Source organism: Catenulispora rubra (assembly GCF_015356825.1).
Lineage (GTDB): Bacteria > Actinomycetota > Actinomycetes > Streptomycetales > Catenulisporaceae > Catenulispora > Catenulispora rubra.
The window spans coordinates 49,498-75,884 of the sequence record NZ_JAACYW010000005.1; the positions used below are offsets into that span (position 1 = coordinate 49,498).

Annotated in this window: 22 protein-coding genes; 8 read left to right on the forward strand and 14 right to left on the reverse strand. The window is 66.0% G+C overall.

All coding sequences use genetic code 11. From position 1 onward, the window contains the following. Nucleotides 1-18 precede the first annotated feature (18 nt). From GWK61_RS03250 to GWK61_RS03280, 7 genes are all read right to left on the reverse strand, one after another. Nucleotides 19-996 (reverse strand): GNAT family N-acetyltransferase, encoded by a 978-nt coding sequence (locus GWK61_RS03250; RefSeq protein WP_194904725.1) that lies wholly within the window; start codon nucleotides 994-996, stop codon nucleotides 19-21. A 19-nt stretch (nucleotides 997-1,015) separates the two neighbouring features. Then, the gene (locus tag GWK61_RS03255; RefSeq protein WP_194904727.1) at nucleotides 1,016-1,936 is read right to left on the reverse strand and encodes a GNAT family N-acetyltransferase; all 921 of its coding nucleotides are present in this window, start codon (nucleotides 1,934-1,936) and stop codon (nucleotides 1,016-1,018) included. Then, nucleotides 1,933-3,477, reverse strand: a complete 1,545-nt coding sequence (locus tag GWK61_RS03260) for an amino acid permease (protein ID WP_194904729.1) — start codon at nucleotides 3,475-3,477, stop codon at nucleotides 1,933-1,935. The genes GWK61_RS03255 and GWK61_RS03260 overlap by 4 nt, the downstream gene beginning before the upstream one ends. A 128-nt stretch (nucleotides 3,478-3,605) precedes the next feature. Next, a complete protein-coding gene (locus GWK61_RS03265; RefSeq protein ID WP_194904731.1) occupies nucleotides 3,606-4,589 on the reverse strand; it encodes a hypothetical protein in 984 nt (327 codons plus the stop codon). A gap of 560 nt (nucleotides 4,590-5,149) precedes the next feature. Further along, nucleotides 5,150-6,424, reverse strand: a complete 1,275-nt coding sequence (locus GWK61_RS03270; RefSeq protein ID WP_194904733.1) for an NUDIX domain-containing protein — start codon at nucleotides 6,422-6,424, stop codon at nucleotides 5,150-5,152. A 484-nt stretch (nucleotides 6,425-6,908) separates the two neighbouring features. Beyond that, nucleotides 6,909-7,229 (reverse strand): helix-turn-helix domain-containing protein, encoded by a 321-nt coding sequence (locus tag GWK61_RS60545; RefSeq protein ID WP_369125545.1) that lies wholly within the window; start codon nucleotides 7,227-7,229, stop codon nucleotides 6,909-6,911. Between the two features lie 132 nt (nucleotides 7,230-7,361). Then, nucleotides 7,362-8,558, reverse strand: a complete 1,197-nt coding sequence (locus GWK61_RS03280) for a helix-turn-helix domain-containing protein (RefSeq protein ID WP_194904737.1) — start codon at nucleotides 8,556-8,558, stop codon at nucleotides 7,362-7,364. Nucleotides 8,559-8,657: 99 nt separating this feature from the next. Between GWK61_RS03280 and GWK61_RS03285 the strand changes: the two genes are divergently transcribed. Next, nucleotides 8,658-9,314, forward strand: a complete 657-nt coding sequence (locus GWK61_RS03285) for an HAD family hydrolase (RefSeq protein ID WP_194904739.1) — start codon at nucleotides 8,658-8,660, stop codon at nucleotides 9,312-9,314. Nucleotides 9,315-9,368: 54 nt separating this feature from the next. Here the strand turns inward: GWK61_RS03285 and GWK61_RS03290 are convergent, their stop codons facing one another. The 5 genes from GWK61_RS03290 to GWK61_RS03310 form a co-directional block, all read right to left on the reverse strand. Further along, nucleotides 9,369-9,899, reverse strand: coding sequence for an NUDIX hydrolase (locus GWK61_RS03290; RefSeq protein ID WP_194904741.1), 531 nt, complete (start codon nucleotides 9,897-9,899; stop codon nucleotides 9,369-9,371). A 2-nt stretch (nucleotides 9,900-9,901) separates the two neighbouring features. Beyond that, nucleotides 9,902-11,116, reverse strand: coding sequence for a helix-turn-helix domain-containing protein (locus tag GWK61_RS03295; protein WP_194904743.1), 1,215 nt, complete (start codon nucleotides 11,114-11,116; stop codon nucleotides 9,902-9,904). Nucleotides 11,117-11,282: 166 nt separating this feature from the next. Next, entirely contained in the window at nucleotides 11,283-13,352 is a 2,070-nt protein-coding gene (locus GWK61_RS03300; RefSeq protein ID WP_194904746.1) for a phenylalanine--tRNA ligase subunit beta, read from the reverse strand. 14 nt (nucleotides 13,353-13,366) lie between these two features. Continuing rightward, a complete protein-coding gene (locus GWK61_RS03305; RefSeq protein WP_194904749.1) occupies nucleotides 13,367-14,431 on the reverse strand; it encodes a phenylalanine--tRNA ligase subunit alpha in 1,065 nt (354 codons plus the stop codon). Between the two features lie 79 nt (nucleotides 14,432-14,510). Continuing rightward, nucleotides 14,511-15,128: a GNAT family N-acetyltransferase gene (locus tag GWK61_RS03310; RefSeq protein WP_194904751.1), complete on the reverse strand. Its 618-nt coding sequence runs from the start codon at nucleotides 15,126-15,128 to the stop codon at nucleotides 14,511-14,513. 155 nt (nucleotides 15,129-15,283) lie between these two features. On the opposite strand from GWK61_RS03310, the gene GWK61_RS03315 reads away from it, so the two are divergent. Genes GWK61_RS03315 through GWK61_RS03345 form a run of 7 tightly spaced genes read left to right on the forward strand, consistent with a single transcriptional unit; the run spans nucleotide 15,284 to nucleotide 20,813 of the window. Next, nucleotides 15,284-15,958, forward strand: a complete 675-nt coding sequence (locus tag GWK61_RS03315; RefSeq protein WP_194904753.1) for a hypothetical protein — start codon at nucleotides 15,284-15,286, stop codon at nucleotides 15,956-15,958. Nucleotides 15,959-15,989: 31 nt separating this feature from the next. Beyond that, nucleotides 15,990-16,712: a phytanoyl-CoA dioxygenase family protein gene (locus GWK61_RS03320; RefSeq protein WP_194904755.1), complete on the forward strand. Its 723-nt coding sequence runs from the start codon at nucleotides 15,990-15,992 to the stop codon at nucleotides 16,710-16,712. Continuing rightward, on the forward strand, nucleotides 16,709-17,530 hold the full coding sequence (locus GWK61_RS03325; RefSeq protein WP_194904757.1) for a class I SAM-dependent methyltransferase: 822 nt from the start codon (nucleotides 16,709-16,711) through the stop codon (nucleotides 17,528-17,530). Before GWK61_RS03320 ends, GWK61_RS03325 begins: the two co-directional genes overlap by 4 nt. Then, nucleotides 17,527-18,537, forward strand: a complete 1,011-nt coding sequence (locus tag GWK61_RS03330) for a glycosyltransferase family protein (RefSeq protein ID WP_194904759.1) — start codon at nucleotides 17,527-17,529, stop codon at nucleotides 18,535-18,537. The genes GWK61_RS03325 and GWK61_RS03330 overlap by 4 nt, the downstream gene beginning before the upstream one ends. After that, nucleotides 18,534-19,028, forward strand: coding sequence for a DUF4254 domain-containing protein (locus GWK61_RS03335; RefSeq protein WP_194904761.1), 495 nt, complete (start codon nucleotides 18,534-18,536; stop codon nucleotides 19,026-19,028). Before GWK61_RS03330 ends, GWK61_RS03335 begins: the two co-directional genes overlap by 4 nt. 32 nt (nucleotides 19,029-19,060) lie before the next feature. Beyond that, the gene (locus GWK61_RS03340) at nucleotides 19,061-19,741 is read left to right on the forward strand and encodes a phytanoyl-CoA dioxygenase family protein (RefSeq protein WP_194904763.1); all 681 of its coding nucleotides are present in this window, start codon (nucleotides 19,061-19,063) and stop codon (nucleotides 19,739-19,741) included. Between the two features lie 28 nt (nucleotides 19,742-19,769). Continuing rightward, on the forward strand, nucleotides 19,770-20,813 hold the full coding sequence (locus GWK61_RS03345) for a glycosyltransferase WbsX family protein (RefSeq protein ID WP_194904765.1): 1,044 nt from the start codon (nucleotides 19,770-19,772) through the stop codon (nucleotides 20,811-20,813). Nucleotides 20,814-21,021: 208 nt separating this feature from the next. On the opposite strand, the gene GWK61_RS03350 is transcribed toward GWK61_RS03345, so the two are convergent. Together GWK61_RS03350 and GWK61_RS03355 are read right to left on the reverse strand one after the other, a co-directional pair. Further along, on the reverse strand, nucleotides 21,022-21,489 hold the full coding sequence (locus tag GWK61_RS03350) for a hypothetical protein (RefSeq protein WP_194904768.1): 468 nt from the start codon (nucleotides 21,487-21,489) through the stop codon (nucleotides 21,022-21,024). Next, entirely contained in the window at nucleotides 21,486-25,967 is a 4,482-nt protein-coding gene (locus GWK61_RS03355; protein ID WP_194904770.1) for a DUF6531 domain-containing protein, read from the reverse strand. The genes GWK61_RS03350 and GWK61_RS03355 overlap by 4 nt, the downstream gene beginning before the upstream one ends. Nucleotides 25,968-26,387 lie beyond the last annotated feature (420 nt).

The window sequence follows — 26,387 nt, forward strand, 5'->3', positions numbered from 1 at the left end:
AGGCGAGCGCTTCCTTCATCACGCCAGTCCCACCGCGGTTAGTCCGTACAGTCGGGTCAGGTCGATTTTGCGGACGGGACCGCTCAATCCGGGCCGGTACATTCGCAAGCTGTCGCTGTCGTAGTTCAGTCCGCGGGTCTGGGCCACGGCGCAGGCCGCATAGTTCGGTTCGGGCGCGTCGAAGGTGATGGTGACCGCGTCGGCCTGGCGGGCGAGATCGCATAGTCCGTCGAAGATCGCGGCTGCGTGGTAGTGCTCTTGGGCGTACAGCGGCCCGATGCGCAGCGCCTTGCGGCCGGGGCGAAGGACTCCGTAGCCGTAGATGCGGCCGACGGCGTTGGCATAGACCAGCGTGTGCCGCTCCCGAGCGGTGGCGAAGTCGGTGACGAAACGTGGCCGGTCGGCCGGGAAGCACGCTGCGTCCAACGCGGCCATTTGCGCGTGATGTTGCTCGGTGGCGGCGATGACGTGCGGGTCGGTGCTGGCGCGCGCGGCCGGGATGGGGCCGGCGAAATGGATGATGCGCCAGGCCGCCGCGAACCCTATCTCCTGTAGCCGATCCTGCATTCTCGTGGGGGCGTCCACGGCCAACGTGCGGTTCGCGGCGTGGCCGATCGCGGCGGCGAAGGTGTCCATGCCCAGTCCGATGCCGCGGAGTGCTGGGTCCACCAGGAGCATCCCGGCGAAGGCAAGTCTGTCGTCCCAGTTGACGACGCCGATCGCTGAGGCTTGACGCTCGCCGACGAACCCTGTGCTGAAGGCGTCGGGGTCGGTGCGCATCAGGATGGAGGTATCGCCGTGGCCGGGATTCCACCCTTCCGTAGCTGCCCAACCCTGGACCTGCGACCAGTTGGCCGGCGTGGCTCGGACCAGGTGGAAATCACGGTTGCGCAGGCCAGGAGCCGCGACTTGCGGCGGTGCTGTTGGACTCGTGGGTGTGCCGGAGTCCGGCGGGCCGGCGCTGGCCGCCGCGGTTGGTGGCTGCAGTGTGTTCATGGTGGTTTCTTTCGTGCCCTCAGCCCAGCTCGGCGCTGGCCACGGCGAACACGCCGGGGTGATGGATGGGCTTGATCGGGCCGGGCGTGTACATGGTGACCATCTCGAATTCGGGGGTGAGGCCGAGTTCGGCGGCCATGGGCTCGATCGCCCGGTTCGTCTCCGGTGCGTCCAGGGCCACCGTGGAGGCGCGTGCGGCGGCGGCTAGCGCGCGCAGCAGCGCGCGGGCGGTGCCGGTGTTGCGGGCGTACAGCGGGCCGATGCGGGCATGAGCCGCGGTGGGACGGATGACACCGAACCCGATGATCCCGTCGTGGTCGACCGCGACCCTGGCGATGTGCCCGGGCGCGGATATCCACGCTTGCAGGAACGCCGGCCTGGTGGCACGGAAGTGCCGGGCGTCGTACTCGACCAGCGCGGCGAGGCCGACCTGCTCGATACTGACGATCCAGCCTGCGGGCGCTGCCGCTCCGGGGGTCAGCGTGCCGGAGTAGCGCCAGGTGCTGTAGGTGGGGCTGAAGCCTGACCGCTTGTAGTTCTGGACCTGGTCGGTGACCGCGTGCAGCCCGACCGCTCGGGCGCCGGCGTGCTTCAAAGCCATCTCGAAGATGGCCCGGCCGTAGCCGCGTCTGCGGTGCTGCGGCAGCACCATGTACGCGCCCAGGTGCGCGAAGTCCGCGTCGTGATTGACGACCAGCACCGCGGACACCGGTTCAGACCCGAGGTAGCCGATGTGTAGGCATTCGGGGTCGGCAGCCAGGTAGCACTCGAAGTCTCGAGCGCCCGGGGACCACGAGTTCGCCGCAGCCCATTCGGTCAGCATCGGGCAGGCATCCGCGCTGGCGACTGCGACACGCAGCTCGCCGGCCGTGCCGACGCCGGGATCCGAGCTGGTGCCGGGGCGCCGTTTGGGCAGCGGGGCGGGGGTGGCGGTGCTCATATCGCTGCGGCTTCCTGTGCTTCGGCCATGGCCTCGGCCCCGCCGTATACCGTCGGGCTGTAGCTCTTGCGGGCCGATATCAGCCACCAGGCGGTCGCGATGAACAGCACCACGCCCAGGTCGACGCCTGCGTAGTTGAAGTTCTGGACGGTGATCGGGCTCGCGGTTGGCAGAACAAACAGCACACAGCACACGGCGACCCAGGCCACCGCGATGCGGGCGTTCAGCAGCGGGTAACGCAGCTGGTACGGTCCAGGGGCGAAACGTCTCCCCTGGCGTAGCCGTAGCCAGATCGCAATCCCGTATGCCGAATACATACCCACCACGTTCACCGACAGGATCGCCGGCAGCGCCGTGGTGTTCCACAGCGACGGCACGCCGAGGACGAAGGCGGAGCCGGCTGCGAGCCACACCGCGTTTACAGGCGTCTGGGTACGCCGGGAGACCCGACGCCACCAGGTCGCGCCGGGGATCGCACCGTCGCGGGAGAACGCGAAGATCTGCCGACTGTTCGAGGTCAGATTCGCCAGGCCACAGAACAGCATCGCGCCGATGATGATGACCATGATGAGCTTGGCGCCGGTCGGGCTGCCGGCGTCCAGCAGGATCTGCAGCGGCGGGTTCGATGCAGAGGCCTGCGTGTCGTAGTGCGTCATCGAGAACGCCAGGGCGACAACGAGAACCTGGCCGATGACCAGGCAGTATTTGATGGAGCGAACGATGCCGTGCGGGGCGGCCAAAGCCGCGCCGGTGGTCTCCTCCGACAGGTGTGGGGAGGCGTCGTAGCCGGTGAAGGTGCCCATCGGCAGCAGCAGCCCGACTGCCGCGGCGTACCAACTCCAGCGGAAGCCGGTTGAGTTGACGAAGTGGCCGAACGCGAACGAGGCGCTGGCGTGCTCCGGCGCCGCCGCCAGGTAGCCGGCGATCACCAGGATCCCCACGCCCAACCAGACGACAGCAACCTTGTTCAGCACGGCCACGGTACGCACCGCCAGGGTGTTTGCTGCGGCATGGACCAGCAGGATCACCCCGAAGATCGCCAGGGTGCTGCCAGGCGTCGGGTTGTAGGAGGGCCACTGCAGCGCGATCAAGGCTTGGATGAAAACCGCCGCGGCGTAGTCGGCGCCGGCGGTGCCGCCGATCTGGCCGCAGAAGTTGAGCCATCCGGTGAACCAACTCCAGCCCTTCTTGTGCCGCTTGGCCAGGGCCGAGGACCAGTAGTACAGCGCCGCCGACGTCGGGTACTTGGAGTTGATCTCAGCCATAGAACGGCCGACGACCAGCACCAGCAGCCCCGCAGCCAGCCACCCCCACACCATCACCGCCGGGCCGCCGGCCATCATCACCAGCGACACCGAGTAGAAGATCCCGGTGATCGGGCTGATGATCGCGGCCGAGATCGCCATGTTGCCCAGGGCGTTGACCCGGCGGGCCAGGACGGACTTGTAGCCCAGCTGCTCCAGCAGCTGCTCATCCCCAGTGCCGGACGACGTGGAGGCGCCGTGGCGGCGCGACGTGGACGATGACGATCTGGGTTTCATGGTGATCTCCGTAGGGATAGTCGAGTTAGGGGTGAGCTTGCGGTGGGCGCAGTCCGAATCGGGCAGTGACGGCCCGGCGACGGCGCAGGAGGGGGTGCTGCGGCGCCTCGGTCGTATGGAAGGAGAGATCAGCCAGCGCGAGGCTGCCCCAGGCAGCGGTCCCGGGCCCGTTTGAAGAAGGTGGCGCCATCGCCGTGCGCCGACCACGGCACCGGGTAGGCCCACGGGCCAATCTCGGTCAGGACCTCGGCGGCCTCGGCGAACATGCTCGCCTTCCACAAAGCGTGCGCGAGCAGATGCAGGTCCGGCAGCAGCACCTCGTCGGGGTCGCGCGCGGGCGCGGCGAACCAGTTCTGATACGCGTCGTCAATTTCACCCCTGGCCTGCGCCGTGGACCACTCCCGATCAGCGAACAACACCTGGTCGTTAAAGGAGGAGGCCGCGTTTCGCTGGAACGACTTCAGATGCGCCAACAACGGCAACAGGTGCAGCGGGGAACCGGCTGGCGCCACGGATGCCGCAACACGTGCGGCATCGATCATCGCAATCATCGAACCGCCTGCATCCGGGCCGACAGCCGCCAGCAGCCGGTGGTAACCCTCGCGGCTGAAAGGATGCCGCCGCGAGAGATCTTCGATCAGTCGATATGGATCATCCATGGCATCTGAACCCCCGCGGAACTGCGGCACGCAGGCAAGCTGCAACCGTGCGACCCAGGGAACCGGATCCCACCAGAAACGCTCGGCCGCACCGATACAGACACGCCGCGCGACCTCGGCCAGCGCACCCGACGCCGGCTGCTGTTCTCGATACGCCCGAACGGCCCGATACACGGCGACACGCGCATGCAATGCCCAGGCATCACACTCATCCGGCCGCTCAGCCAGCCAACGCTCAGCCGCGCGGCTCACAGCGGCCGGCGGCGCCATCAGCATCAGCCGATGACAACGTAGATCGGAGCCGATATCGCCACCAGCGGCCAGCAGATCACCAGCGGCGATAAACCGCCCGGCGGCCAGATCTTGCAACGCCGAGGCCAGCTCGGTATCCGGGCCAGTCGCCGACCAGATCAGTTCTCTGGGCAGCGACCGGCCGCTACGCGCGCGGCTCACGGAGCTCCCTCCAAGCACGGGAGCAGAACGTCGCCGCGGGCAACGGCCTGAAGGGCGTCCGGGGATACCGTCGACGGTGCGCTCGACACGCCTGAATGGCTGCATCCTCTCCTGAAGCGCCGTCGTGCCAGTGGTCCAGGGCCGACCGGCAGACCAACTGCTGGCAGCTCTGGTGTCTGCGGCGGTCTGAGCCAGGATCAGCATGCGGTGACAGCGAAGGTCCCACCTCATGTCCGTGCCGGCCAGCAGCTCGCGGGCGGTCACATGCCGGCTCGGCGGCGATGTCCTGACACGCCACAGCCAGCGCACGATCCGGCCCGGCCGTATCCCAAATCAGACGACCGGATCGCGTCTTCGCTGCAGAGGGAGTCATAGCTCACTCATCGCAGCCACCGCGAGCACGAACGGCTGACACGGCCACCGATGCCCACAGCGGCACATCCCGAGGGAAAGCGCAGGACTGTGGACGCTCAACACTCGCGCAGGAAGATCGTACAAAGGACCGGACAGCCCCTCGACTGTGTCGCGACGTTGGGTCAGCGGGGCCACCGCCGCGGGAGTCATAGCCGGGCCTGCCTGTCACCGAAGTCCAGCGGACCGGGATCTCCACCGTCGCGGAACCCCTCCGGCGCCGGGTCGTCCACCGGCAAGCCCAACGCGCGGGCCGCAGCCCGAACCGCGCTACGTTCGCACTGACAACTGCGATCCCCGAGAAGTTCTACCGCCCGATCGATGTCGGTCATGAAGCGTCGGAAGGTGCGACCTTGAGGATCGTCGGGGTCTGGCCCGATCGGCTCGTACAGGCTGATCGGGGCGAGGAACCGCGCCTTGGCATGAGCGCCAGGACGTCTCGGATGCCCCGTTACGATCTGGTAGCCAAGAAGCACTGCAGCCTTCGGGTCGATTTCGACCTGCGACTCCTCCGCGGCTTCCCGCGCTAGCGTCACGGCGAGGTCGTCACCGTCGGCCTCCTCGATTCGGCCACCGGGCAGACTAAACCTACGGTCAGCCTCCTCGTCGGCCTCGCACCGCACAAGTACGCGTCCGTCGAAGCGGTCCACGAGCCACCCGGCGGCCCCGGCTACCGGGATCGAAGGTGGCAGAGAGTCGGACCATGTGACCGAACCGCCCGAAGCCAGCCTGTAGTTCCGAACCAGCGACGGTCGACGTTCCTCCCCAAGCACTGACACAGTGATCGCGACCATCGGGGTACTGCTACCGGCGATGCCCGGGTACATCTCGTCCAGGAGCGCCATCAGATCTTCGCGATCAGCACCGGGAACCACGCACTCGGGATCGACACTCTCAATGAGCGACGACGGCGTCGGCGCCTTGGCAACCGCAATGGCCCGCGCCAGCAGACTCCGCCCATCCTCCGACTCGAAACGAAGGGCATGAGCCGGACGAACCCTCGACCGCTTGAAGTCCAGCCGTCGGACCTCCACGGTCTTAGTGCCGGCCAGCATGGCGTCGAAGAACTCCGACCTCAGTCGCATCGTCACCGGCGCCTCAGCGAACGACACCGGCTTTCCGAGGCTCAGTGCATAAACGATCTCGTCGTAGCCAAACTCGACAAGGTAGCCGTCGGGATTGACTACGACTATCTCGTCCGCCAGGTCGATCTTGGCGGGATGCAGGCCGTCCAGCACGGCGCGTTCCTTCTGGCCAATCGCGGCACGCGCCAGGTGCGCGAGCGCGAACGGCGCCAGCACGATCTTCCCAGCCAGGGAGAGGTCCATCTCGGCTTGCTGTATCGCCTCGGCAGAGCGAGAGCCGCATAGCGCCACGATCTCCGTGTGGAAAGCGCTCCAACGGACGCCGTCCGTCTCAGCCATCACCCTGCACCTCGCCGTCGCGCCCGCGGAAGTCCACGACCAAAACACCGGGGCTGTCCCAGGCTGGCCGCCAACATGCTGCCCAGCCCCAACTGCCTCGCAAGCGGACATTCGTGCGATCTGCTGGCACGTCGAATGCGCATCCAGTTCACGCGCTGCCGTTGTAGTGTTCCGAGCCGCGATACGGGCTGCACCCACGCTGATTGCCACGAACGTCCCCTCCCTTCCCATGGCCACTCCTCGATTTCGAATCCGCGCACGCTGCGGTACGTGGAGATGGTGCTTCGCGCCGGTTGCATTGGCTATCGAACCCGCCTTCTTCCCTCGGAAGGAAGACCTCGGAATCGGACAGTCGTCCTGTCCGCATTGCAGTTCTTTCGACCCGGACCGCTTGCGGTCACTCTGGAAGACAGACCGATCGCAATGAATTCCCTGGATTGGAGGTGCGCAATGACGGCGGTATTGGACTCTTGAGGACAGGGTGCTACGACGTAGCTCGCTGGCATCCCGAGCAGACCAGGGCGGCGCCTTCCTCTGCCTCAGCTCCCACGGCTTGCCATCGCTGAATCAGCTCTCCGTCAGCGCCGAGCGCCCTATCGAGAGCCTCCGCCAAGTGAGCAGAAGGCCGACGCTCCGCCTTCTCGACCCTGCCGAGGAGATCGCCGCTGTAGTTGATCTTTCCGCCGAGGCCGGCCAACGAAAGCCCTTGCGCAAGCCGTATTCTTCGCAGTTCAAACCCAAAGCGGTGACGAGGCGAGAGTTCCGGAGTCAAGGGTCGAAGCCGCTGCGCCATCGCCATCCCCATCAGTTTCGGTGCTCACGGACCGCCCACGAGCCGGTGATGAAAGGATCACGCTTGGTGAAGCCGTGATGTTTCACAGCTGTGCCACATCGACGCGATGTTGGTAAAGAAACGGTCAAGCGATGCCGTCTCCGCTCAAGGCGAAACGCCGAGCCACAGCGCGAAGCCACGAGCGGCATCAGACGGTCGCCGAGATCGCCTGGTCACGGCAGTGACTACTTCTCTGGCGCCAGGGTGGGACCGGGTGTGTTGAGGAGCGCGAACTCGCGCGAGTTGCAGGCAGGACAGAGCTTGGTCGAACTCATTGCGCCAGACGTGGGCTCGAGCGAGGTCGATGTAGTGATGACTTGCCTTTTCCGCTGGAAGGTCGTCGGGCGGCGACCAGCTGCGGCTACGCCGCAGTGCTTCATCTGGGTCCGAAAGCTCAACCGCTACGGCGACCTCATGAACCTTCATCGTCGCCGGCCCGAAGCTAGTCTGGAAGTACTTCACATCCTTTCCGATCAAGGTTGCCATGCCATCGGCGATCTCCAGATGTGTCCAAGCTGCCGAAGCTTTACCTCCAAAGGCCGCGAGCACCGCCGCTCGTGCGTGCAAGGAGCCGTAGACCGCTGCGGCCTTCCTGTCCGTGATGGTTTGCCGCGAGATCCGCTCTCCAGCGGTCGCGAGCAAGCGAAGTCCAGTCTCAACCGAACCCGCGATGAAGAAGGACTCTGCTCGAACGTAGGCTGCAGTAGCTTCCATCCGTTCGTCGCCGGAGTGTTCGGCTGCCCATCGGATCCGGTCAATCGCGACCGTGGAAAGGTCGTGGTGGCCGAACTTGTGCGCGACAGCATCCGCACTGCGGTAACCGAGTGCCAGAAGGCCGAAGGCACGTTCCCGTTCGGTGCCCGAGTACGTGTGTACTGCGACGGTCAGTTCCTCCAGCAGGGATGGAAGCATCAGCCCCAGCGCTGCGTAGCCGGACTGCAATCGCAGCTTGCCTGCCTTGTCGACCTCGCCAGCCAGAACCTCCAAGGGCTGGAGGGAACGCCCAAGGTCAGGAGGACAGTCGTAGTCAGCCATGATTCTGCGAAGCTCAGGTAGGCAGGCCGATATTCGGTCCGTAGCACTTGGTGAATCAGTAGCGATGCCAAGGACCACAGCTGGGTCGACTTTCAACGCCTCCGAGACGGCCACGGCCAAATCCCAGGTACCCCGACGCTGTCCCGTCTCCACCTTGCTCAGCAGTGATTTCGAAACGCCAGCAGCAGCGGCAAGCTCGCGCTGCGTCAGGTCATTCAGCCGGCGCAGGATGCGCAACCGATCACCAAGATCATCGAGCGACACCACGTCAGGCTCCCCTGTCCGCCGAGGGTCAGCGGCCATCGTATCCTGCACTAGACGTGTTCTACTGTGCACCTTCTGCGACATGGTCCACTGGAGGTATGTATGCCGATCAGGTCTGTCGTCTTCGACGTGGGCGAGACCCTCATGGACGACTCGACGTTCTGGAGCTCCTGGGCAGAGTGGATCGGCGTTCCTCATCACACCCTCGCCGCGCTCGTCGGCGCGGTGACTGCGCTAGGCCATGACAACGCGTATGCCTTGACACTCATCCGGCCCGATTTCGACCTGAAGGCCGAGCGGGCCGCGCGCGAGGCTGCCGGCCATGGCGAATCCATCTCCGAGCAGGATCTCTACCCCGACGTACGGCCGTCGTTAGCCTCCCTCCGCAAGGCAGGCTTCTGGGTCGGCGTCGCGGGCAACCAGACGGTCCGGGCCGCTGAACTGTTGCGGGCACTTGACCTCCCCGTCGATGCCATCGCCACCTCAGGAGAGTGGGATGTTGCAAAACCCGCCCTTGAGTTCTTCACGCGACTCATCGACTGGGCCCCTGGCCAGCCCGACGAGATCGTGTACGTAGGCGACCACCCCGCCAACGACATCATTCCCGCGAAGGCCGCTGGCCTGCGCACGGCCCACCTTCGCCGCGGACCCTGGGGCTACCTTTGGGCGGAAGACCCAATGGTCACGAACCACGCCGACTGGCGAATCGACTCCCTTAGCCAACTGAGCGAAGTCCTGTCACCTTTAGAACCCGCCTAGGACCGCCGAATCCATAGGCTGCGAACAGCTCAGCAAGTCCGTTCGGCCTGCCACTCAGCCAGCCGTTGTCGCGAGGTACATACCGAGTGCAGTCAGGCTCGGGCCATCGGGGACCTGGCCCTTGGCGAGAAGTGCTCGAGCCTCGGCTGGGGTAAACCAGGCAACGCGGTCAGCCTCATCAACCTCGGGCTCACCGATCTTCGTGACCTCTGTAGCGTGGAAGACGGTGTAGGTCATGGTGCTAATACCACTGAGGGGATGGTAGACAGTGAGCTTCGTAAGGTGCTCAGCGTCATAGCCAGTCTCCTCCAGGACCTCGCGCCGCGCTGCCTCAGCCAGGTCTTCGTCCGGCTCAGCCCAGCCGGCGGGGATCTCCCAGCCCGAAGCGTCGGTGATGTGACGATGCCGCCACAACAGAAGGATGCGATCGTCGGTATCCGTAACTACAGCACCGACGGACGCCTTGGGGAACTCGATGACGTGATGGTCGATCCGCAGTCCGGACGGCAGCGTAACGTCGTCAAGTCGGAGCCGCACCCACGCGCTGTCGTAGATCTCGCGAGTGCCGTGGACCTTCCAGCGCATAGCTATGCCTTTCCGACGGGTAGCGTCGACGCCGTGAGCAGTCCTTCGAGTCCCATGACTGCGGCCGTCTGTGACCATCGTGCCAGCTGGCGGCACAGGATCGTGAGACGTGCGCGGATCGGAGCGACCATCTGTTTCTCTGACAGCTCGACAGCAGCAGTGATCCGTGCAACGGCAGATTCGGGGTCGCCGATGTGGATCTGGCATTCAGCTTGGTCGAGCATGAGAAGAGCGATGCCCTTCACGTCCTCGCGATCGCGCCTCGAAATCGCAGCGTCGATTGTTCGCACCGCGTCAGCAGGCCGGCCAAGGAGCAGTTGGGTAGTCCCGGCCATTCCTTCCAGCCGTGCCTCGTCGAAGAATGCCAGCGCGGTAGGCTCCTCCGCCGCTTCGAGTTCGGCATACGCGCGTTCCAAGGCAGACAGTGCGACGTGCTCCTCCCCAGCGCCTGCATAGGCACGGGCCCGCAGGGCGTTTAGCCACGCTTGCTGCCTGCGGGACTGGACTGGCAACGCTGCCGCCTCTTCCGACATTCGGACGGATCGATCAAAGTCCGCGTCAATTAACGAGTCGATGACCCCCATCCCCAACGACCACGCGAGAAGCCCGGGATCCTCCAAGTCCCGTCCTGCCTCGTGGCTAAGCTCCAGGTAACGCCGCCCGTTGGGACGATCGTCAAGGTCCATTAGAAGGTGGGCCGCCGTCCCCGCGAGAATTGCGACTCCGCCCAGCAATGCTCGGTGTGCTCGAAGGCTCGAAGGTCCACGCAGGAGCTTCGTGGCTGCCTGGAGGTCGCGCTGGGTCTCGAACCACAAGCTTGTCGGAGCGTGGTTCGGGTACTCGGCGATACGCATCGTCGCTCGCTCGAGGATCTCTGCGGCCTCGCCGACGTCCAACCTGACCAGCGAACCGAGTTCAGTCACAGGGTCCAGCGGGTTGGCGCGCCGTGACGCGGCGGAACGGACAGGTGATCGCTGCAGAACCGCCTGGACAAGCACACCATCGGTTTCGAGCACGCCGTCCAGTTCGACGGCAAGCTCGGCTGACAGGCGCCGTTCCGCCCGCTCGATCCGTCCTATCAGTTCTGCGCTGACGTGCACACGAGCCGCGATTTGTTTGTGGGAGAGGCCGTGCTGCGTGCGGAAGCGGCGTAGCTCTGCGCCGATGAAGTGTTCTAGCGAGACGTGGGGTGAGAGCTGCCGAGGCTGCTTTCCCATTTTGGCGCCGCCCCTCAAGCCGTCTGGTCCGCAAGACCCGAATGGTCCCTGACGGATCCAGAATGTCAGAGTCCTGCTTTTCGGGGGCGAGTAGAGGCCCGTGCGGCATGCGGACACCTCAAGTGTCCGCGTGCCGGGGTTAGCCAACATGGACCGCCAGGCAGCGCTATTGGTCGCGCAGCCGGGCGCCGAGTTCCTTTCCGAGGGCATCGAGGACGGCCGATCGAGACGAAGAGATGATCTGCGCAGTGAGCGTTTCATCCTGTGGGCGGAGCCTGGCGCGCAGAGTCAGGGAGCGGTGGCCTTCGGGGACCCACGAGCCGCGGAACTCGTCAACGTATTCGACGTCGTGAACGTACCGAGAGGCGCCGCGTACGACCGTGAAGACCTGCGTCCACAGAACGTCATCGGCGAGCAGGACCGAGAGGTCGAACTCGGAATCGGGCAGCTCGGAGAGCTTCTCATAGCGGTTGTCGCGTGAAGCGTGTGCCGACAGCAACGCTAGGTTCAACTCAAAACAACCGACCTGCTGCTCAGCCGCGATTCCAGCCAAACGGCGCGTGCGCTTGGACACAAGTGCCAGCGCGCCGACGGCGCCCCCATGAGCCGTGATTGTCAGGCTGGTGGCGCGATCGGCCCACGCGGCATCCGCACTGGGGGCGAAGTCGAGGTCGACCAAGTGTGCGTAGCGGCGCAAGGATTCCACGATGCCTTTTAGCTGTCGGAAAACCACGACGCCGTCGGCGCCGACCAAGACGCCGGCGGCTCGCTTGCCCTGTGGAGGCATGTCCTCGAAGTTTCCGAGATAGGGAGTGGGTTTCCCACCGGGGAAGACCGTGCCGACCTCGAAGATGCTGAAGGAGCTGCTGTATCGCAGGTTGGAGACAAGGGCGTCAAGGAGGTTCGGGACGAGCGACGGGCGCAGTGTGTCGTGGTCGGGCGCTGGAGCGCCGTCGAACTGGACAAGCCCGGCCTTGTCCCAACCCGTCGCAGCGAGCATGCCGTCACCGCTCCATGGGTACGTGACGACTTCCTGCATGCCGCAGCGGACGGCGAGTTGCTCGCGCACTCGCCTGTCGATGCCACGCTGGTGGAGGCTGCGACTGGTGTTGAGCGAGACAGTCAGCGGCGCGACCGGGAGGTTGTCGTAGCCGTGGATGCGCGCAACCTCTTCCACAATGTCGTGCGGCAGTGAGATGTCGCCTGTGGAGCGCCAAGTGGGCGCGATAACACGGAGACGACCGCTATCCGAGGTGACGGCGAAACCGAGCCGGGAAAGACTGTTGCGGACTTCGTCATCTGGCAGGCGCGTGCCGATGCGGGCCGCGAGGAAGCCTTCGGTGACATCTACGATGGCCGCAGCGGTGGCTTCGAGTTCCACGTCCTGCGCTCCGAGCAGTTGCGTGGTCGGCGCGATAGTGGTGATCAGTGCGAGGAACAGGGCAAGCGCCTGATCGACGCGCTTGGTGTCGAGGCCCTTCTCAAAGCGGGCCGAGGCTTCGCTACGGATGCCAAGTTGCTGGGAGGCCCGGCGGATCGGCTGGGGGCGGAATGTCGCAGCCTCGATGAGGAAGCGGCGGCTTGCCGGAGTCACGGCTGAGTTGGCGCCTCCCATGATGCCGGCGACGCCGACCGGGCCGGTCTGATCGGCGATCACCGGCGTCGAAGCGATGAGCTCCGCCGGGCCGGACAGCAGTTTCGTTTGAGAAGTCGCACCGTTGGCCCGAGCCGAAAGCGGAAGTGTGATGGCGTCCGAGTCGTAGACGTGGTTCGGCTGACCGGTTGTGAACATGACGTAGTTGCTGATGTCGACCAGGAGCCCGACGGAGGCTTCGCCGATGCGTTCCAGCCGCTCGCGCATCCAGTTCGGCGCGTCTGCCGGCATGGCAGGAACGGCGAGGTTCACTGCGGCCATCCGCTGGCACAGCGCCGGGTCGACATCGGCCACGAGCCCGTCGACCGGGTTGGGAAGTGGAGCGCTAGGCAGCGCTCGGAGAGGGACGTCGTAGATCGTCGCGAGCTCGCGGGCGATGCCGTAGTGACCCCAAAGGTCTGGGCGGTTGGTCAGCGACTTGTTGTCGATCTCGAGGATGTGGTCAGTGAGATCACCTGCGGGTGTTGCGACGACGTCCTCGACTTCGACCGTCTTCAGCGTCAGATCGTGGGCGATCTGCTCGGCAGACAGTCCGGCAGGGAGATCGACGTAATCGGAGATCCACTCAAGAGAGATCTTCATCGTGGTGTCCCTGTCTATACGAACTGGCTCAGAAAGCGGAGATCGGCGCTGTGCATATGCCGGACGTCGTCGATGCCGTAGCGCATCATGACCAGCCGGTCCAGGCCGACGTTGACGTAAAAGCCGGTCCACTTTTCGGGGTCCAAGCCGCCGGCACGGAGCACGTTGGGGTGAGGGCTCCCGCCGGGCATGACCTCCAGCCAGCCGACGCCACGGCAGGTACGACAGCCGTCGCCGCCGCAGACCTGGCATTGCATGTCGATCTCGAAGCCTGGTTCGACGAATGGGAAGAAGCCGGTGCGCATGCGAGTCTTGACGGGATGTCCGAAGACTGTGTCCAGGATCGTGTCGACGAGAAACTTCCCGGCGGTCAGCGGTACGTCCTTGTCCACAAGCAGTACCTCGTACTGGAAGAACGCGCGTTCGTGGCGAGCGTCCGTGCTCTCGTTGCGGTAGACCCGGCCCGGGTAGACGAACCGGAACGGCGGGGTGTGTGTGCGCATGTACCGGACGCTCGCGCCCGTCAGGTGGGGTCGCAGGCACAGCCGCTCGGTGCCGTGCTTGCCTTCGGAACTGGCGAGCCAGTAGGTATCCATGCTTTCGCGGGCCGGGTGGTCGGCGGGGAAGTTCATCGCGTCGAACTCCAGCGCCTCCGAGCTGATCTCGGGGCCTTCGTAGATCTCGAAGTTCAGTTCGGCGAACGCGTCGTTGAGGTCGTACATCAGCTGAATCGTGGGGTGCAGACTCCCGTTGGACGGCGGCAGGCCCGGGAGGGTGACGTCCAGTGGCACATCCAGCGCCGGTTCTGAGTCGAGCAGTTCCTCCTCGCGCACCATCAACAGGTCGCTGACCTGGCGCTGGGCGTGGTTCAGCGCCTCGCCTACGGTGCGCCGGGCGTCGGGGTCCAGGCCGCCGATCGCCCGACGGAGCAGCATGAGTGATCCGGTCTTCCCTACGGCACCTCGACGGGCGGCATCCAGGTCGGCCAAGGAGGCGGCGCCGTGGATGCCGGATTCGGCTTCGGTGACGGCGACGGCGATTTGGGACAAGAGATCGGCCCCGGTTGGGGAGGCAGCCATGAGTGTCCGTTCTGCAGAAGGAGGTGGGTGAAGTGGCGAGACAGCAGAACGCCCCCGGACGGAGCCGGGGGCGTCGACTTCACCGCGCTCTTAGCGCTGGAGAGACTTCAGAGCGACACGAGTTGCCCGCCGGCCATCCGGGGGCTGGTAAATCGGAGCTCGCGCGACTGCATACGCAGATCGTGCCATCTGGTTGCGCAGCGTGCAAGCCAGACGCGCCGGGCCTGGTCAGGTAGCGGATCAGCCCCCGAGCGCCGGTATGCGAAGTAGCGCAGTTGCGGAAGCCGTGCCGCTCGTAGAAGCGCTGGGCGCGCAGGTTGTCTCCATGGACTTCGAGGTCCACGACGACACCGGCCAGTTCGGCAAGCGCCACGGTTATCAAGCGGCAAGCGACGCCGCTACCCCAGTAGCTGGGATCGACGTAACAAGACCAGATGCGGTGCGCAGAGGAGCGTCCGCCAGGCCCGCGGCCCCAGGTCAGATGGCCAACGATTGCATCCCCGACCTCGGCGACGAGGGTCGTGGGCCCATCGATTCCGGCAAGTCGGATCCGGCGTTGCTGGATCCAGTCCTTCTCGTCGACGCACATGACTCGAGCCCCGTCCGATTCGACGCTCGCCAGCCATGCGGCGATGTGCGCCGCGGCGATCCCCGGCTCGTCGCCGGCACGTTCCGAACGGATCGTCACATGATCCATGCCTTCGCCTCCCGCCAGGCAAGTTCACCACGCGCCCCCTTTCCCCACCTGTGGTCTCGATGCGGACAGTTCTGTTGTCCGCATCCAACCACTTCGCAGCGTGGCAGCGATGTGGCGCTATGGAGTCGAGGCAATCCGAGCCGAGGAGGTAGGTAGTGGCCACCATAGACATCGCCCTGGAGAAGTTCGACACCTCGAAGGACAAGGTCCGGAGGGAGATCCGGGAGGGGTTCTTCCACCCCGACGGGTCCCTGCGTGTCAGCGAGAGCGAACTGCGCGCCTGGATCGGCGACCGTGCCGTCGACGAGCTCAAGCTCGTTCTGCAGCTGTCGGCCGTGGTTGCCAAGGCCGGGCACCTTCTGCCCGCCCGCATCCTCGCGCAGGTCACCAACCAGATCGCCGACGAGGCCCGGCACTTCGTCATCCTGCGCGGCCTGGTGCCGGTCGAGCTCCAGTCGCAGATCGACCAGAAGGTCAGCGAGCTGCCGGCCACGCTGGCCGAGGAACGCGGCTGGCAGCAGCTGCTGGCCGCTGTCGAGGCCGGGAACCCGTTCGGGGCGCTGCTGGACGTGAACATCGTCCACGAGGGGTACTCGGCCGCGGCGATCGAGGAGCTGGCCGGCGTCCCATTCGACGACATACGCCAGGCCTACGCGAAGATCGGCGCCGACGAGGAGCGACACCACGAGACCGGCCGCGAACTGCTGGTCTGGCTCGCCGGCGCGGACGAGCACGCCGGAATGGCGGCGGCGACGCTGGAACAGACACAGGACCGGGCTGGAGATGGCACTGCGATGAGCTGGAGCTGGCCCGCCGCGAAGCGGGCGTAGCAGAGCACCGACCGCGCCGAGGCATGCCGTGTTGACCGACGCCCAGCGGCGCTCCTTCTGGTCAAGCGGCTACCTGCCCTTAGGGCAGGTAGCCGCACCGCACCAGGCCAGAGCGCTCAGACGCGAGTTCGAGAACCTGACGAACCCCGCCCGCCCTGCTGTCCCCGAGGATCACTTGATGCGTTCCCCGGACGGCGGCCACATCCGGGTCGGGCTCCATCTCTGCCACCTGAGCAGCCTGTTTCGCGCCCTTGCGATTGGCCCCGTCGTCATGGACATGATCGGGAGGCTGTTCGGCGAGGAGCCAGTCGCTCTCACCAGCCTGGTGTTTAACAAGCCGCCGAGGATCGGCGAGGAGCTGCTGGCCCACCAGGACCTGGCGTACTACCCGTACCTCGGCGCCGACGACCTGATCACCTGCTGGATCGCCTTGGACGACGTCGACCTCGCCAACGGCGCCGTGCAGTATCTGCCGGGCACTCACCGCACTGCAATCAAGCACGAGACGACTGGACGGCAGCAAGCCCTCGCGATCAACCCTGCGTCGATCGATGAAGCTAACGCGGTGTCAGTGCCGCTCACCGTTGGGGAGGCGGTCGCGCACCATGGGCTGACAGTGCATCGCAGCGCCCCGAACACCAGCTCGCGGCCTCGGCTGGGTGCGGCGATCCTCTATATCCGAGCCAGCACGACGGTGAGCGCGGCGGACTTCCCGTATCCGGCACTCACACGCGAGGCGGAGGACCGAGCGTGAGCGCAGTGCTCGAACTACTGGACAGCACGGCGCTGATCCCTTTTTGGGCCAGAGCACATGACGCAGCACTTGAAGAGCCCATCCTCGGCGACACGACGGCTTTGGACATGGCCGCCATGGTCCGGCAGCGTTTCGCCGAGCCGCCGGTGCCCACGATCACCCGAGTCGGCTGCTGCCTGCGGAATTTGGCCATGGACTGGTGGCTGTGCCAGCTCGTCGAGCGGCAGCAAGTCGAGACGACCGTCGTCATCGGGGCCGGACTCGATACCCGCCGCCAACGGCTTCCCGAACTCAACAGCAGGTTTGTCGAGGTCGACAGCGCGGCGATCATCGAGCTGCGGGACCGGTGGATCCCGGCGGCTGGTGCCACGCGGCTCGCTGGCGACGGTCTCCACGTCGACACATGGCTGCGCACGACCAACGCAGCCGAACCGGCCAGCGTCGCGATCGTCCTTGAAGGAGTGCTCGCCTACCAGCAGCCCGAACGGGTCGCACGATTCCTCGGCGACATCCGCGAGCACCTGCCCGGCGCGTATCTGCTCTTCGACAGCCCCTCCCCCATCTCCGCACGCAGCGCCAACCGGCCGCAGCCCGGCCGGGAGGCACGCCCCGCGTACAACTGGGCGCCCTGGAGCACGAGCCGCCTGGGCGACCGCAAGGACCGGCTAATGATCATCGAGGAGAAGGGATTCATGGACTTTCCGCGCGCAATGACAAGCTGCTTCAGCAGGCGCGACCGCATCATCCACACGCTGCCCTTGCTCCGGCGCTCCTACCGTATGACTCTGGCCCGAGTCCCGGGCGGTGCCGGAGCATGACCATTCGGGCCGCGATCGCCGAAGCAGAGCGGTTACTCGGGCTTGGCCACGCCGGCAGCGCCATCGAGGTCTTGACTACTGCCCGCGCGATAGCCGCGCCGAACGTAGACCGTTACGCCCTCGGGGAGGCGCTACTGCGTGCCTCGAACTGTCAGGCCGGCTGGGACTTGTACGATCTGCACCCCTCCAGGACCGTGGACCGGCTTCCCATCGGCCAGCGGTGGGACGGCAAGCCTTGTGCCAAGTTGGTGCTCATCGCCGAGCAGGGGTTTGGCGACGCGATCCAGTTCCTGCGCTTCGTCCCGTACGCCGCCGCGCACGTGGACCAGGTCGTTCTGGCAGTCCACGACGAATTGCTCTCGGCGATCCGGACATCACCGCTACTCACCGGGATCGAGATCATCGCAAAGTCGCATGCACGAACAGTCACCTGGCCGCCGAATGCCCGGTGGGAGAGGTTGATGTCGTTGCCAAAGCACATGGACAAGCTGGCGGTCGCGATGCCGATCGCCGGCTACCTCAACGGTTCGACATCGCCACTCTCAGTCTCCTCCGCACCACAGGGGATGTGGAATGTGGGAGTCGCATGGCGAAGTACCCCACGTCATGGGTTCTCGAACCGCTCCATCCCGCGCAAGGTCGCCACACAGCTCGCCGCGACTGGCCGTCTGCGCCCCATCGTCCTGCATCGGGACCAAGACCTAGGCAGCCTGCCGTGGGGCGCCGTCAGCGTCGGCATCCGTGACTTCGCGGACACCGCCGCGGTCATCGCTCAGTGCCGCTACGTCGTGACCTCGGACACCGTCACGGCGCACCTAGCGCCTGCGCTCGGAGTCCCGACAATCATCTGCCTGCGGCATCTGCCCGACTGGCGCTGGGGTGCGCCTGCATCCCCGACGAACTGGTACGACAGCGCTCGCCTCATGTTCCAGAAGGGAGATGAACAGTGGCCACCAGTCTTGGAGGAAGCGGTCCGCGCCGTGCTGACCGCGATGGAGAAACAGTGACTGACCCAGACAGGCCTCTGGAGTTGGCCCTGCGCCTCGCCGACGCTGCCGGCTGTGCAGCCGAGCAAGTCCACGCTTTGCACGCGCTGCATGCCCGCCAGTGGACGTTGGAGGACCTGACGCGGGGAGAAGACAAGTCGATCGGCCAGATCGCGTCGGCCAAGCGTGAAATCGACGCCAGCAACAGCCGCCGGCATCGGCTCATCGATCAGATCGATGGGCACGGTCTGAACGCGGCGTCGGCTCACCGCTTGTACTCCGAGACCGTCGGTGAGCTGATCGACCGTCTTCTCATCCTGGAACTGAAGCAACACGCCCTGCGTAGACGCGAGGACACGGCGGCAGTTGATGAGTCGGCGGAGCTCAATCGACACCTGGCTGAACTAGTCAACGAACTCGTCGCGGATCTCGCCGCAGGCCGAGCGAAGCTGCCGCCCAGGTTCGGGGTGAAGGTATACCAACAGCAACGCGACGTCGGCGCCGCAGCATGACTCTCACACCGGAGACCGGACTACGTCCCGCCATGGACTCCTTTCATGAGCACGGATTTGTCGTCCTGCGGAACATCATCGACAGCGTTCACGTCAGCAACGTGCGTAGTCGGCTCGAAGCGCTCCTCGGCCCCGTTTCTGCCCCCCAACCAGCGCAAGAAATTCTTCCGCGCATCGTCGAACTCGACCCGGGTTTCATTGACCTGGCGGTGAGCAGCGAGTTGTTGACCATGGCGTCGGGCCTTCTCAGGACGTCTCCGCTACTCGCCTGCTCGTACGGACATCGCAAGGCGCCCCAGACGCCAGCGCACACGGGCCCACACTCAGATGTCGCCCATCTGCAGGGGATTCCGCATCACGCCTCTCTGGTGATGATCAAGGCTGTGGTTGCCCTGACGACGGTCGGTCCGGACAGCGGCCCTACCGAAGTACTCCCGGGTTCGCATCGGGGAGATGGCGCTGAGGAGCCGATCCGGGTGACGCTGGACGCTGGCGACGTACTGCTGTTCCACGCCAACCTCCAACACACTGCCACCGCCAACGCATCCTCCGAGAGCCGGTTGGGCCTGTGGTTCGTCTTCGCGCAGCCTTGGATGCGGATCTTCCCGGGCTACGAGTTCGGTGCCGACTTCCTCGCCGCCCAACGTCCACGGATCGCCGCCGATCCGCAGCTTCGTCACCTGTTCGGACTCGCGGATCCCTACGCGACCTGAAGCATGCACAACCCCTCGGAGGCAATCCATGCCGTTTGGCAGCGAAGTCACCACCATCGCGTTCCACCTGCCACAGTTCCATCCGACTCCGGAGAACGATCGGTGGTGGGAACCCGGCTTCACCGAATGGACGCTGACCTCACGAGCAAAGCGGCTGTTCCGCGGCCACGCGCAACCGCGACATCCAGGAAGGCTCGGCTTCTACGACCTCCGCCTCGCCGAGGCCCGTGACGCACAAGGTCGACTCGCAGCTCAGTACGGCGTCGACGTGTTCTGCTATTGGCACTACTGGTTCGGCGACGGTGTCCGGTTCCTCGCCGAGGTGGTGGACGCCGTTGTCGAAACCGGCCACCCATCGAACGGATTCTGCCTCGGCTGGGCGAACGAGGATCTGACGGCAACGTGGCGGGGCCTGCCCGGTTCTGTTTTGCAGAAACAGACGTACCCGAGCGCCGACGACGACCTGAAGCACTTCGATGCAGTCGAGGCTGCGTTCCACAACCCGCGCTACCTTCGCGTCGACGGTAAGCCGCTGTTCTACATTTACCGCCCCGTCGACCATCCGGACCTTGCTGGCTTCATCGAACGGTGGCGCGAGCGGGCAAAATCCTCGGGCCTCGCTGGCATCTACTTTGTCGCAGAAGCAACCGAGGGCAACCTGACGCAGCTGAGCTGCGATATCGACTCTGTTGTCGTGGTCGACTGGACACGAGCGTTCCGGTCCGGCGACCGTATCCGCCGGCCACGACGAGGCCCGCTGCGCGAGTCGTACGCACGGGCCGCAACGCGCTTCCCCGGCCTGGTCGGCCCGGTGAGCAAAACCACGTTCCCCTGCGTCCTCACTGGATGGGACAACACTCCACGCCACGGCCGGGCCGGCGTCGTGCTGACCGGCCGCACTCCTACGTTGTTCGCAGATCAAGTGCGGTCAGCACTCAAGCTCGTCTCCGAACCACCGCTGCTATTCATCAAGTCATGGAACGAGTGGTCGGAAGGGAACTACCTGGAGCCAGACGATGAGAATGACACGCAGTACCTGGAAATGCTCGCATCGGCCTTTCTGGAACCATGAGCCCAATGGTCTCCTGCTGATTGCACCGGTTTGAAGTGGCTCTGGCCCACATTCCGCGAAGAGGCAGGCGCAGTCGAGCGGCCTTTTCTCTCGAGCAGGGCTCCAGCCTCGCGCCGGCTCGCCTTGATGACGGTACCTTTATGGAAAGTGGACCAGAACCGCGTAAGACCGCTACAAACGACGGATACGAGGACCGCAGGTATGGACTTCATCTCCGCCGAGCGATTTCCTCCTTCGTGAGCCATTCGGCGGTCAGGTCCCGGCACACCACGCGTACTGAGCTGTCCCAGAATGCGATCTCGTGCGAGCAGCCATATGGATCCGGCAGGATTTCGTCCAGGGCGAGGCTCTCGAAGCGGGCGCCGTGTTCTGTGCTCGGCGGGGCGACGTCGAGTGCCAGGTTGCTGACGTCCGAGTATCGGAGCACCAGCCATTCGTCGTGCTTCAGCCCGCTGGAGGCCAGGATGATCTGGACGTCCACCGCCTCGTACTCGATCTTGTGTGTGATCGGGCCGAGGGTTAGGTCCTTGACGCAGCGGCGGCTGTAGAAGTCGTAGTGGGCTGGGTCGGTGGCGAAGACGCGTGCCCCTGGCGGTAGTTCCTCGGCCAGCTGCGGGAGCGCGGCAAGGTAGGCATCGGCGGACAGGACGCCGCCTTCGACGCTGACGTATTTCATCCGGGGTAGGTCCCGGGTGCGATTCGCGGTCGTCGCCAGTTGTCGCCGGTGACGTCGTCGACGCCCTTGGGGCCGATGCGCCCCTGGGTTCGCATGGTATCGATGGCGATGCCTTTCAGGTGATTCTCGATGTTCTGTGGCACGGTGATGTCGTCGCCCAGGCTGTGCTTGGCGAACCAGCCGTCGCTGCCGAAGGCGCCAAGTTCGGTCCCGCCGCCCTTCTTACCCTTCCATACGTGGATCTCGAAGTCCTGCTCGCCGGCGGTCTCGAAGCGGTCCAGGTGGAAGGTCCAGCCGTCTGGGTGGTAGAACGTCTTCCGCTTTTGCGCGCCCATCAGGCCGAGCGGGTCGGCGAGGATCAGCGGGTTCCGGACGTATGTGTAGGGGTTCGGTGCCGGTGCCAGGCCCAGTGGATCGGGTGAGGCGAAAGTGCCAGTCCCGCTGTCGTAGTAGCGGAAGTGGCTGTACTCCATCCCGGTTTCCGGGTCGTGGTACTGGCCGGGGAACCGCAGGGGGAAAACGCTATCGGCGGCGTCGGAACCGGAGGGGGCGGCTTCGGCCGGAGCGCCCCATAGCGTGCTCTTCCGCCGCCAGGCTATCCGGCCGTCCGGGGCGATCAGCTCGGTCGGGGTGCCGACGCTGTCGGTGATGATGGCGTGGAAGGCACGATCCACCTCGGCTGTAGACGCGCCGTCTACCCAGGTACGCCGGGTCTGGGCTGCGACGGCGAAGGTGTCGGGTTCGAAGTCCCAGGTTAGGGCGGTCCAGCTGCCGTCCGCGGCGCGTGCGGACTGCTCGGCGAGGTCGCTGCCGTCCCAGCTGAAGAACAGCTGCTCCGTCGGTATGCCGTCGGTACTGAGCCGGGTCTTGGACACCCGACGGCCCAGCGCGTCGTAGGCGTAGTGCCAGACTGCCCCGTCCGGTGTCTCGGCTTGGACCAGACGGTCCTCGGCGTCCCAGGTGTATGACCATTGCCGTACCTGCCCGGACAGCAGATGCCGCCGGACCCGGATCAGTCGTCCCTGGCTGTCGCGTTCGTAGTGGGTGCGCCCGGCCCGGCGGACGCCGAGTCCGGCGAGCTCGCGGTCGCCGGCCGTGGCCGCCACGTCCGAGTCCTGCGGCCCGGCTTGCCCGGACCACGAGGCGTTCACGACAGCCCCAGCCGTGTCATAGGCGTACTCCTCGCGCCAGGACCCGGCGTCCACGCCCGTGACCCGGCCCACCGGGTCCAGACGGAACCGGCGAGTGCCTTGACGTTCATCGGCGATATGCAGCGGGTAGCCGTCGGCGCGGTAGCCGAACTCGCGGCCGAGGATGCGGACGTCGAAGCTGGCGGGCGCAGCCGCACCGTCTCCGGTGCCGGTTCGGACTTCCTGGCCGATCAGCCGGTCCACCGTGTCCCAGGTCTGCGTGAGCACCGCGGCCGGGCCGAGCCGGCGCGTCGTCTCACGTCCGGCAGCGTCGTGGCCGAACGCCAGTCGTCCGCCGACCGTGGCCAGTTCGCGGGGTCGGCCGACGGTGTCGTAGGACCACTCGCTGACCGCCCCGGTCGGCGTGGTCCGCCGGATCCGGCGGCCGGCGGCGTCGTATTCGGTCGCGGTGGTGCGGCCGTTCACGGCCTCGGCGACGATCCGGCCGCACGCGTCGCGGACGATCGCTACGTCGGCGCCAGGGCTGGTGGCCCGGGTCAGTCTCCCGGCCAGGTCGAAGGCGTAGTCGGCGAGCACCTCCCCGTCGGCGCTGGTCTGGACGATCCGCCCCGCGGCGTCGCGCCTGTACCGGAGTTCCTGACCGGCGCCGTTGACCCGGCTGATCAGGCGTCGGGTCGGGTCCGGGGTGTAGGCCAGAGTCCTGCCGTCGAAGTCGGTCTCGCCGACCAGCCGACCGGCCGCGTCGTACACATAGCTCCAGCGCCGGCCGTCGGCCGCGCCGGCGCGCCCCAGTCCGGTGACAGCGGTGAGCCGCAGCTCGGTGTCGAACGCGAAGGCGTAGCGCACGCCGTCCTGCCCGGTACGGGCCACCGGCTTGGCGAAGGGCCCGTACTCGGTACTGACCACGCCGCCGGCTGCGTCGATCTCGCGGACCAGGTTGCCGGCGGCGTCGTACGCGCGCTCCTCACGGGTGCCGTCCGGCAGCTCCCGCCACAGCAGTGCGCCCTCGGTGGACCAGCTGGTACGGGTCCGGTTGCCGAGCGGGTCTAGAGACTCGACGACGCGGCCGAACACGTCGCGGCGTACTTGGGTGACGGCTCCCAGCGGGTCGGTCACGGCAATAGGCAGACCGGCCGCGTCGGTCTCGTATCGGGTGGCGGCGCCGAGCTCGTCTACCACGGCGGCCAATCGGCCCCGCTCGTCGTATTCGTAGCGGGTCTGGGCTCCCAGCGGATCGACGACTGCGACGACGTTCCCATGGTCGTCGTATCGTCGCTGCCACACCGCACCATCAGGGAGGACGGCGCGAGTCGGCAGATGGTGCTCGTTGTATTCGAACATGACCGTGCCGCCGTCCGGCCGCGCTATGCGAACCAGGTCGCCGCGCTCATCAAGGTCGTAGCGGTAGGCGTTCCCAAGCTGGTCGGCCTCGTGCAGAAGCCGGCCGTACCGGTCGTAGGCGAAGATCTCGGCGTGGCCGAGCGGGTCGCTAATCCGGGTGATGTGGGCGTCCTCGTCGTACTCGTAGATCGTCGCGTTGCCGAGCGAGTCGGTGACGGTGGTGGCGTGGCCGGCCTCGTCATAGGCGAACCGGGCGGACAGAACTCCCCCGACCCCGACGCTGTACAGCACCCGGCACCACTCGTCGTACTCGTACTCGTAGCGGAATCCGACCCGGTCGGTCCAAGCGGTGATCTGGTGCAGCGTGTCGTACTCGTAGCGGTACGGGACGCCGCTGGAGTCGATGATCTCCTTCAGCCGACCGAGTTCGTCGTATCTGAACGTCTTGATCGAGATCCCGGCGTCGGATCCGTCGTCGCCGAGCAGACGCAGCGCGACCACCCTGGTGCCGGCCGTCGAGACCGCGGTGTCGACGGCTATCCGATAGCCGTCCGTGGTGATCGCGGTCGGTGTGCCCTCGGTATCGCGATGGAAAACGATCCGGTTGCCGTTGCGGTCGGAGAGCGACGTCAGGTCCCTGATCTGGCCGCGGTCGTCGGTGTGGTGCACGATCGGGAAGTGCCGCACGTGGCCGGTCTCGGGATCGGTGATCCGGATCTCGTCGGTGGCGCGGTCCCAGACCAGCGGCCATCGCACGCCGTCCTCGGGCAGGACTTCGTCGGTACCGGTGGGCAGCGGATAGCGCAGTGTCCTGGCGTCATCGCCGGCGAAGTGGATTCCGGTCTCGGTGACGGCGACCCGCTGGTCCAGGCTCGACGACCAGCCGGGCCCGAACAGCCGGCCGGTCGCGTAGCTGGAGGCGTAGGCACGCTCCAGGACCAGCGGGAGCACCCCCGGAAGGCTCACGTCGACCGCGTCGGCGATCATCTGCCCGCACACCACGTCTACCGGGTCGCCGGCCTTGGTGGCGGCACCATCGCCGCGGGCCGCGATGCGATCCATCAGTTTGCCGCCGAACTTCTGCAGCAGCTTCCCGCCGACCATGGTGCCGACCAGTAGGCCGCCGTCCAGCAGTGCGTCGCCCCAGTGGCCCTGCATCACGTCGCCGCCGACCTGGATCACCGCTCCGGCGGTGGCGACACCGGCCAGCACGTTGGCCCCGATCGCCAGGCCGGCGGTGATGACGTCCAGGCCGGGGACCCACGATGTCGCGAACGCGACCACATCGAGGACCACCGCCACCTCACCGGCGTACTGCGCGATCTCCCCACCCCACTTGGACAGGTCCTCACCGACGTGGTCCCACCAGGACTTGTTGTGGATCCCGTCGGATTGCGCATGGCCTATCGCCTTGGCGCACTCCTTAGCCGCAGCGATTCGGTCGTCATGGGCCTGGTGGGCCTGCGCGGTCAACGTGGCCATGCGGTCTTTGGCGTTGGTCAGGTTGGTCTGTGCGGTGTCGTGCGTCGTCTGGGCGTCGGTGACAGCCTGCGGGTTGGGGTTGACGGCGTGGTTCTGCTGCGCCGTCTTGAGATCTGCGGCGGCGGTGTTGGCGTTGGTGGTGGCACGTTGTAGGTCGGCGTTCGCATCCTGGGCCTGCCGCAGCGCCGCATCAGCCTTGGCCTGCGCCGCCTGGAGTTTGGGGGCGTAGGCGGACAGCGCGTCGGAGGCTTCGCTGTAGGACGTGTACAACTTCTGCAACCGACCCGGCAACGGGCCGTAGTTCGACTTGAAAGCATCAGCAGTCTGACCCACCCACTGCAGCGCCGCAGCATCGGAGCCGAAGGAGTTCAAGCTTCGATACGCCGACTCCACATCGTGCGCGAAGTCCCCGAACTCCTTCGCCAAAGCCTGCACCGACTCCACCACACCCGGTGTTGGATCGCCATCCAAACCCAGAATGTCCCAGCCAGTCGGACGTGCCATCAGCAAAGCCCCCCGTGCTCTCTCGGCCCATAAGCGTGTGAGGAAGCTTGTAAGCGGGGTCAGTACCCGAACTCGTCGCTTTACTGAACGCTTGTTGAGCGGCGAAGAAGCCTTGTGCCACTGCTCGACGTCTCCCCCGCCCCCACACAAGGCATAGATTCTACAAGCGGAGCCCGAACTCAGTAACCAAGAGTGCTGACATTCGCGCGGGCCACCGCCGAACGCAGCCGAGGACAGGCCCGGTGGCTGACCATTCTCCTGGCGTGAGCACTCCGCGTGGCTGCAGTTCGTTCCCGCCGACGGGAGGAGCTATGCAAACAGGTGCTGCTGCAACGCTTTCTCGGCCGGCCACGATGGGCGTCGTCGCAGGAATGAGGTAGTTGGCAGAGTCGCTCTGGGCACCGCTGCAAGCGCCCCGGT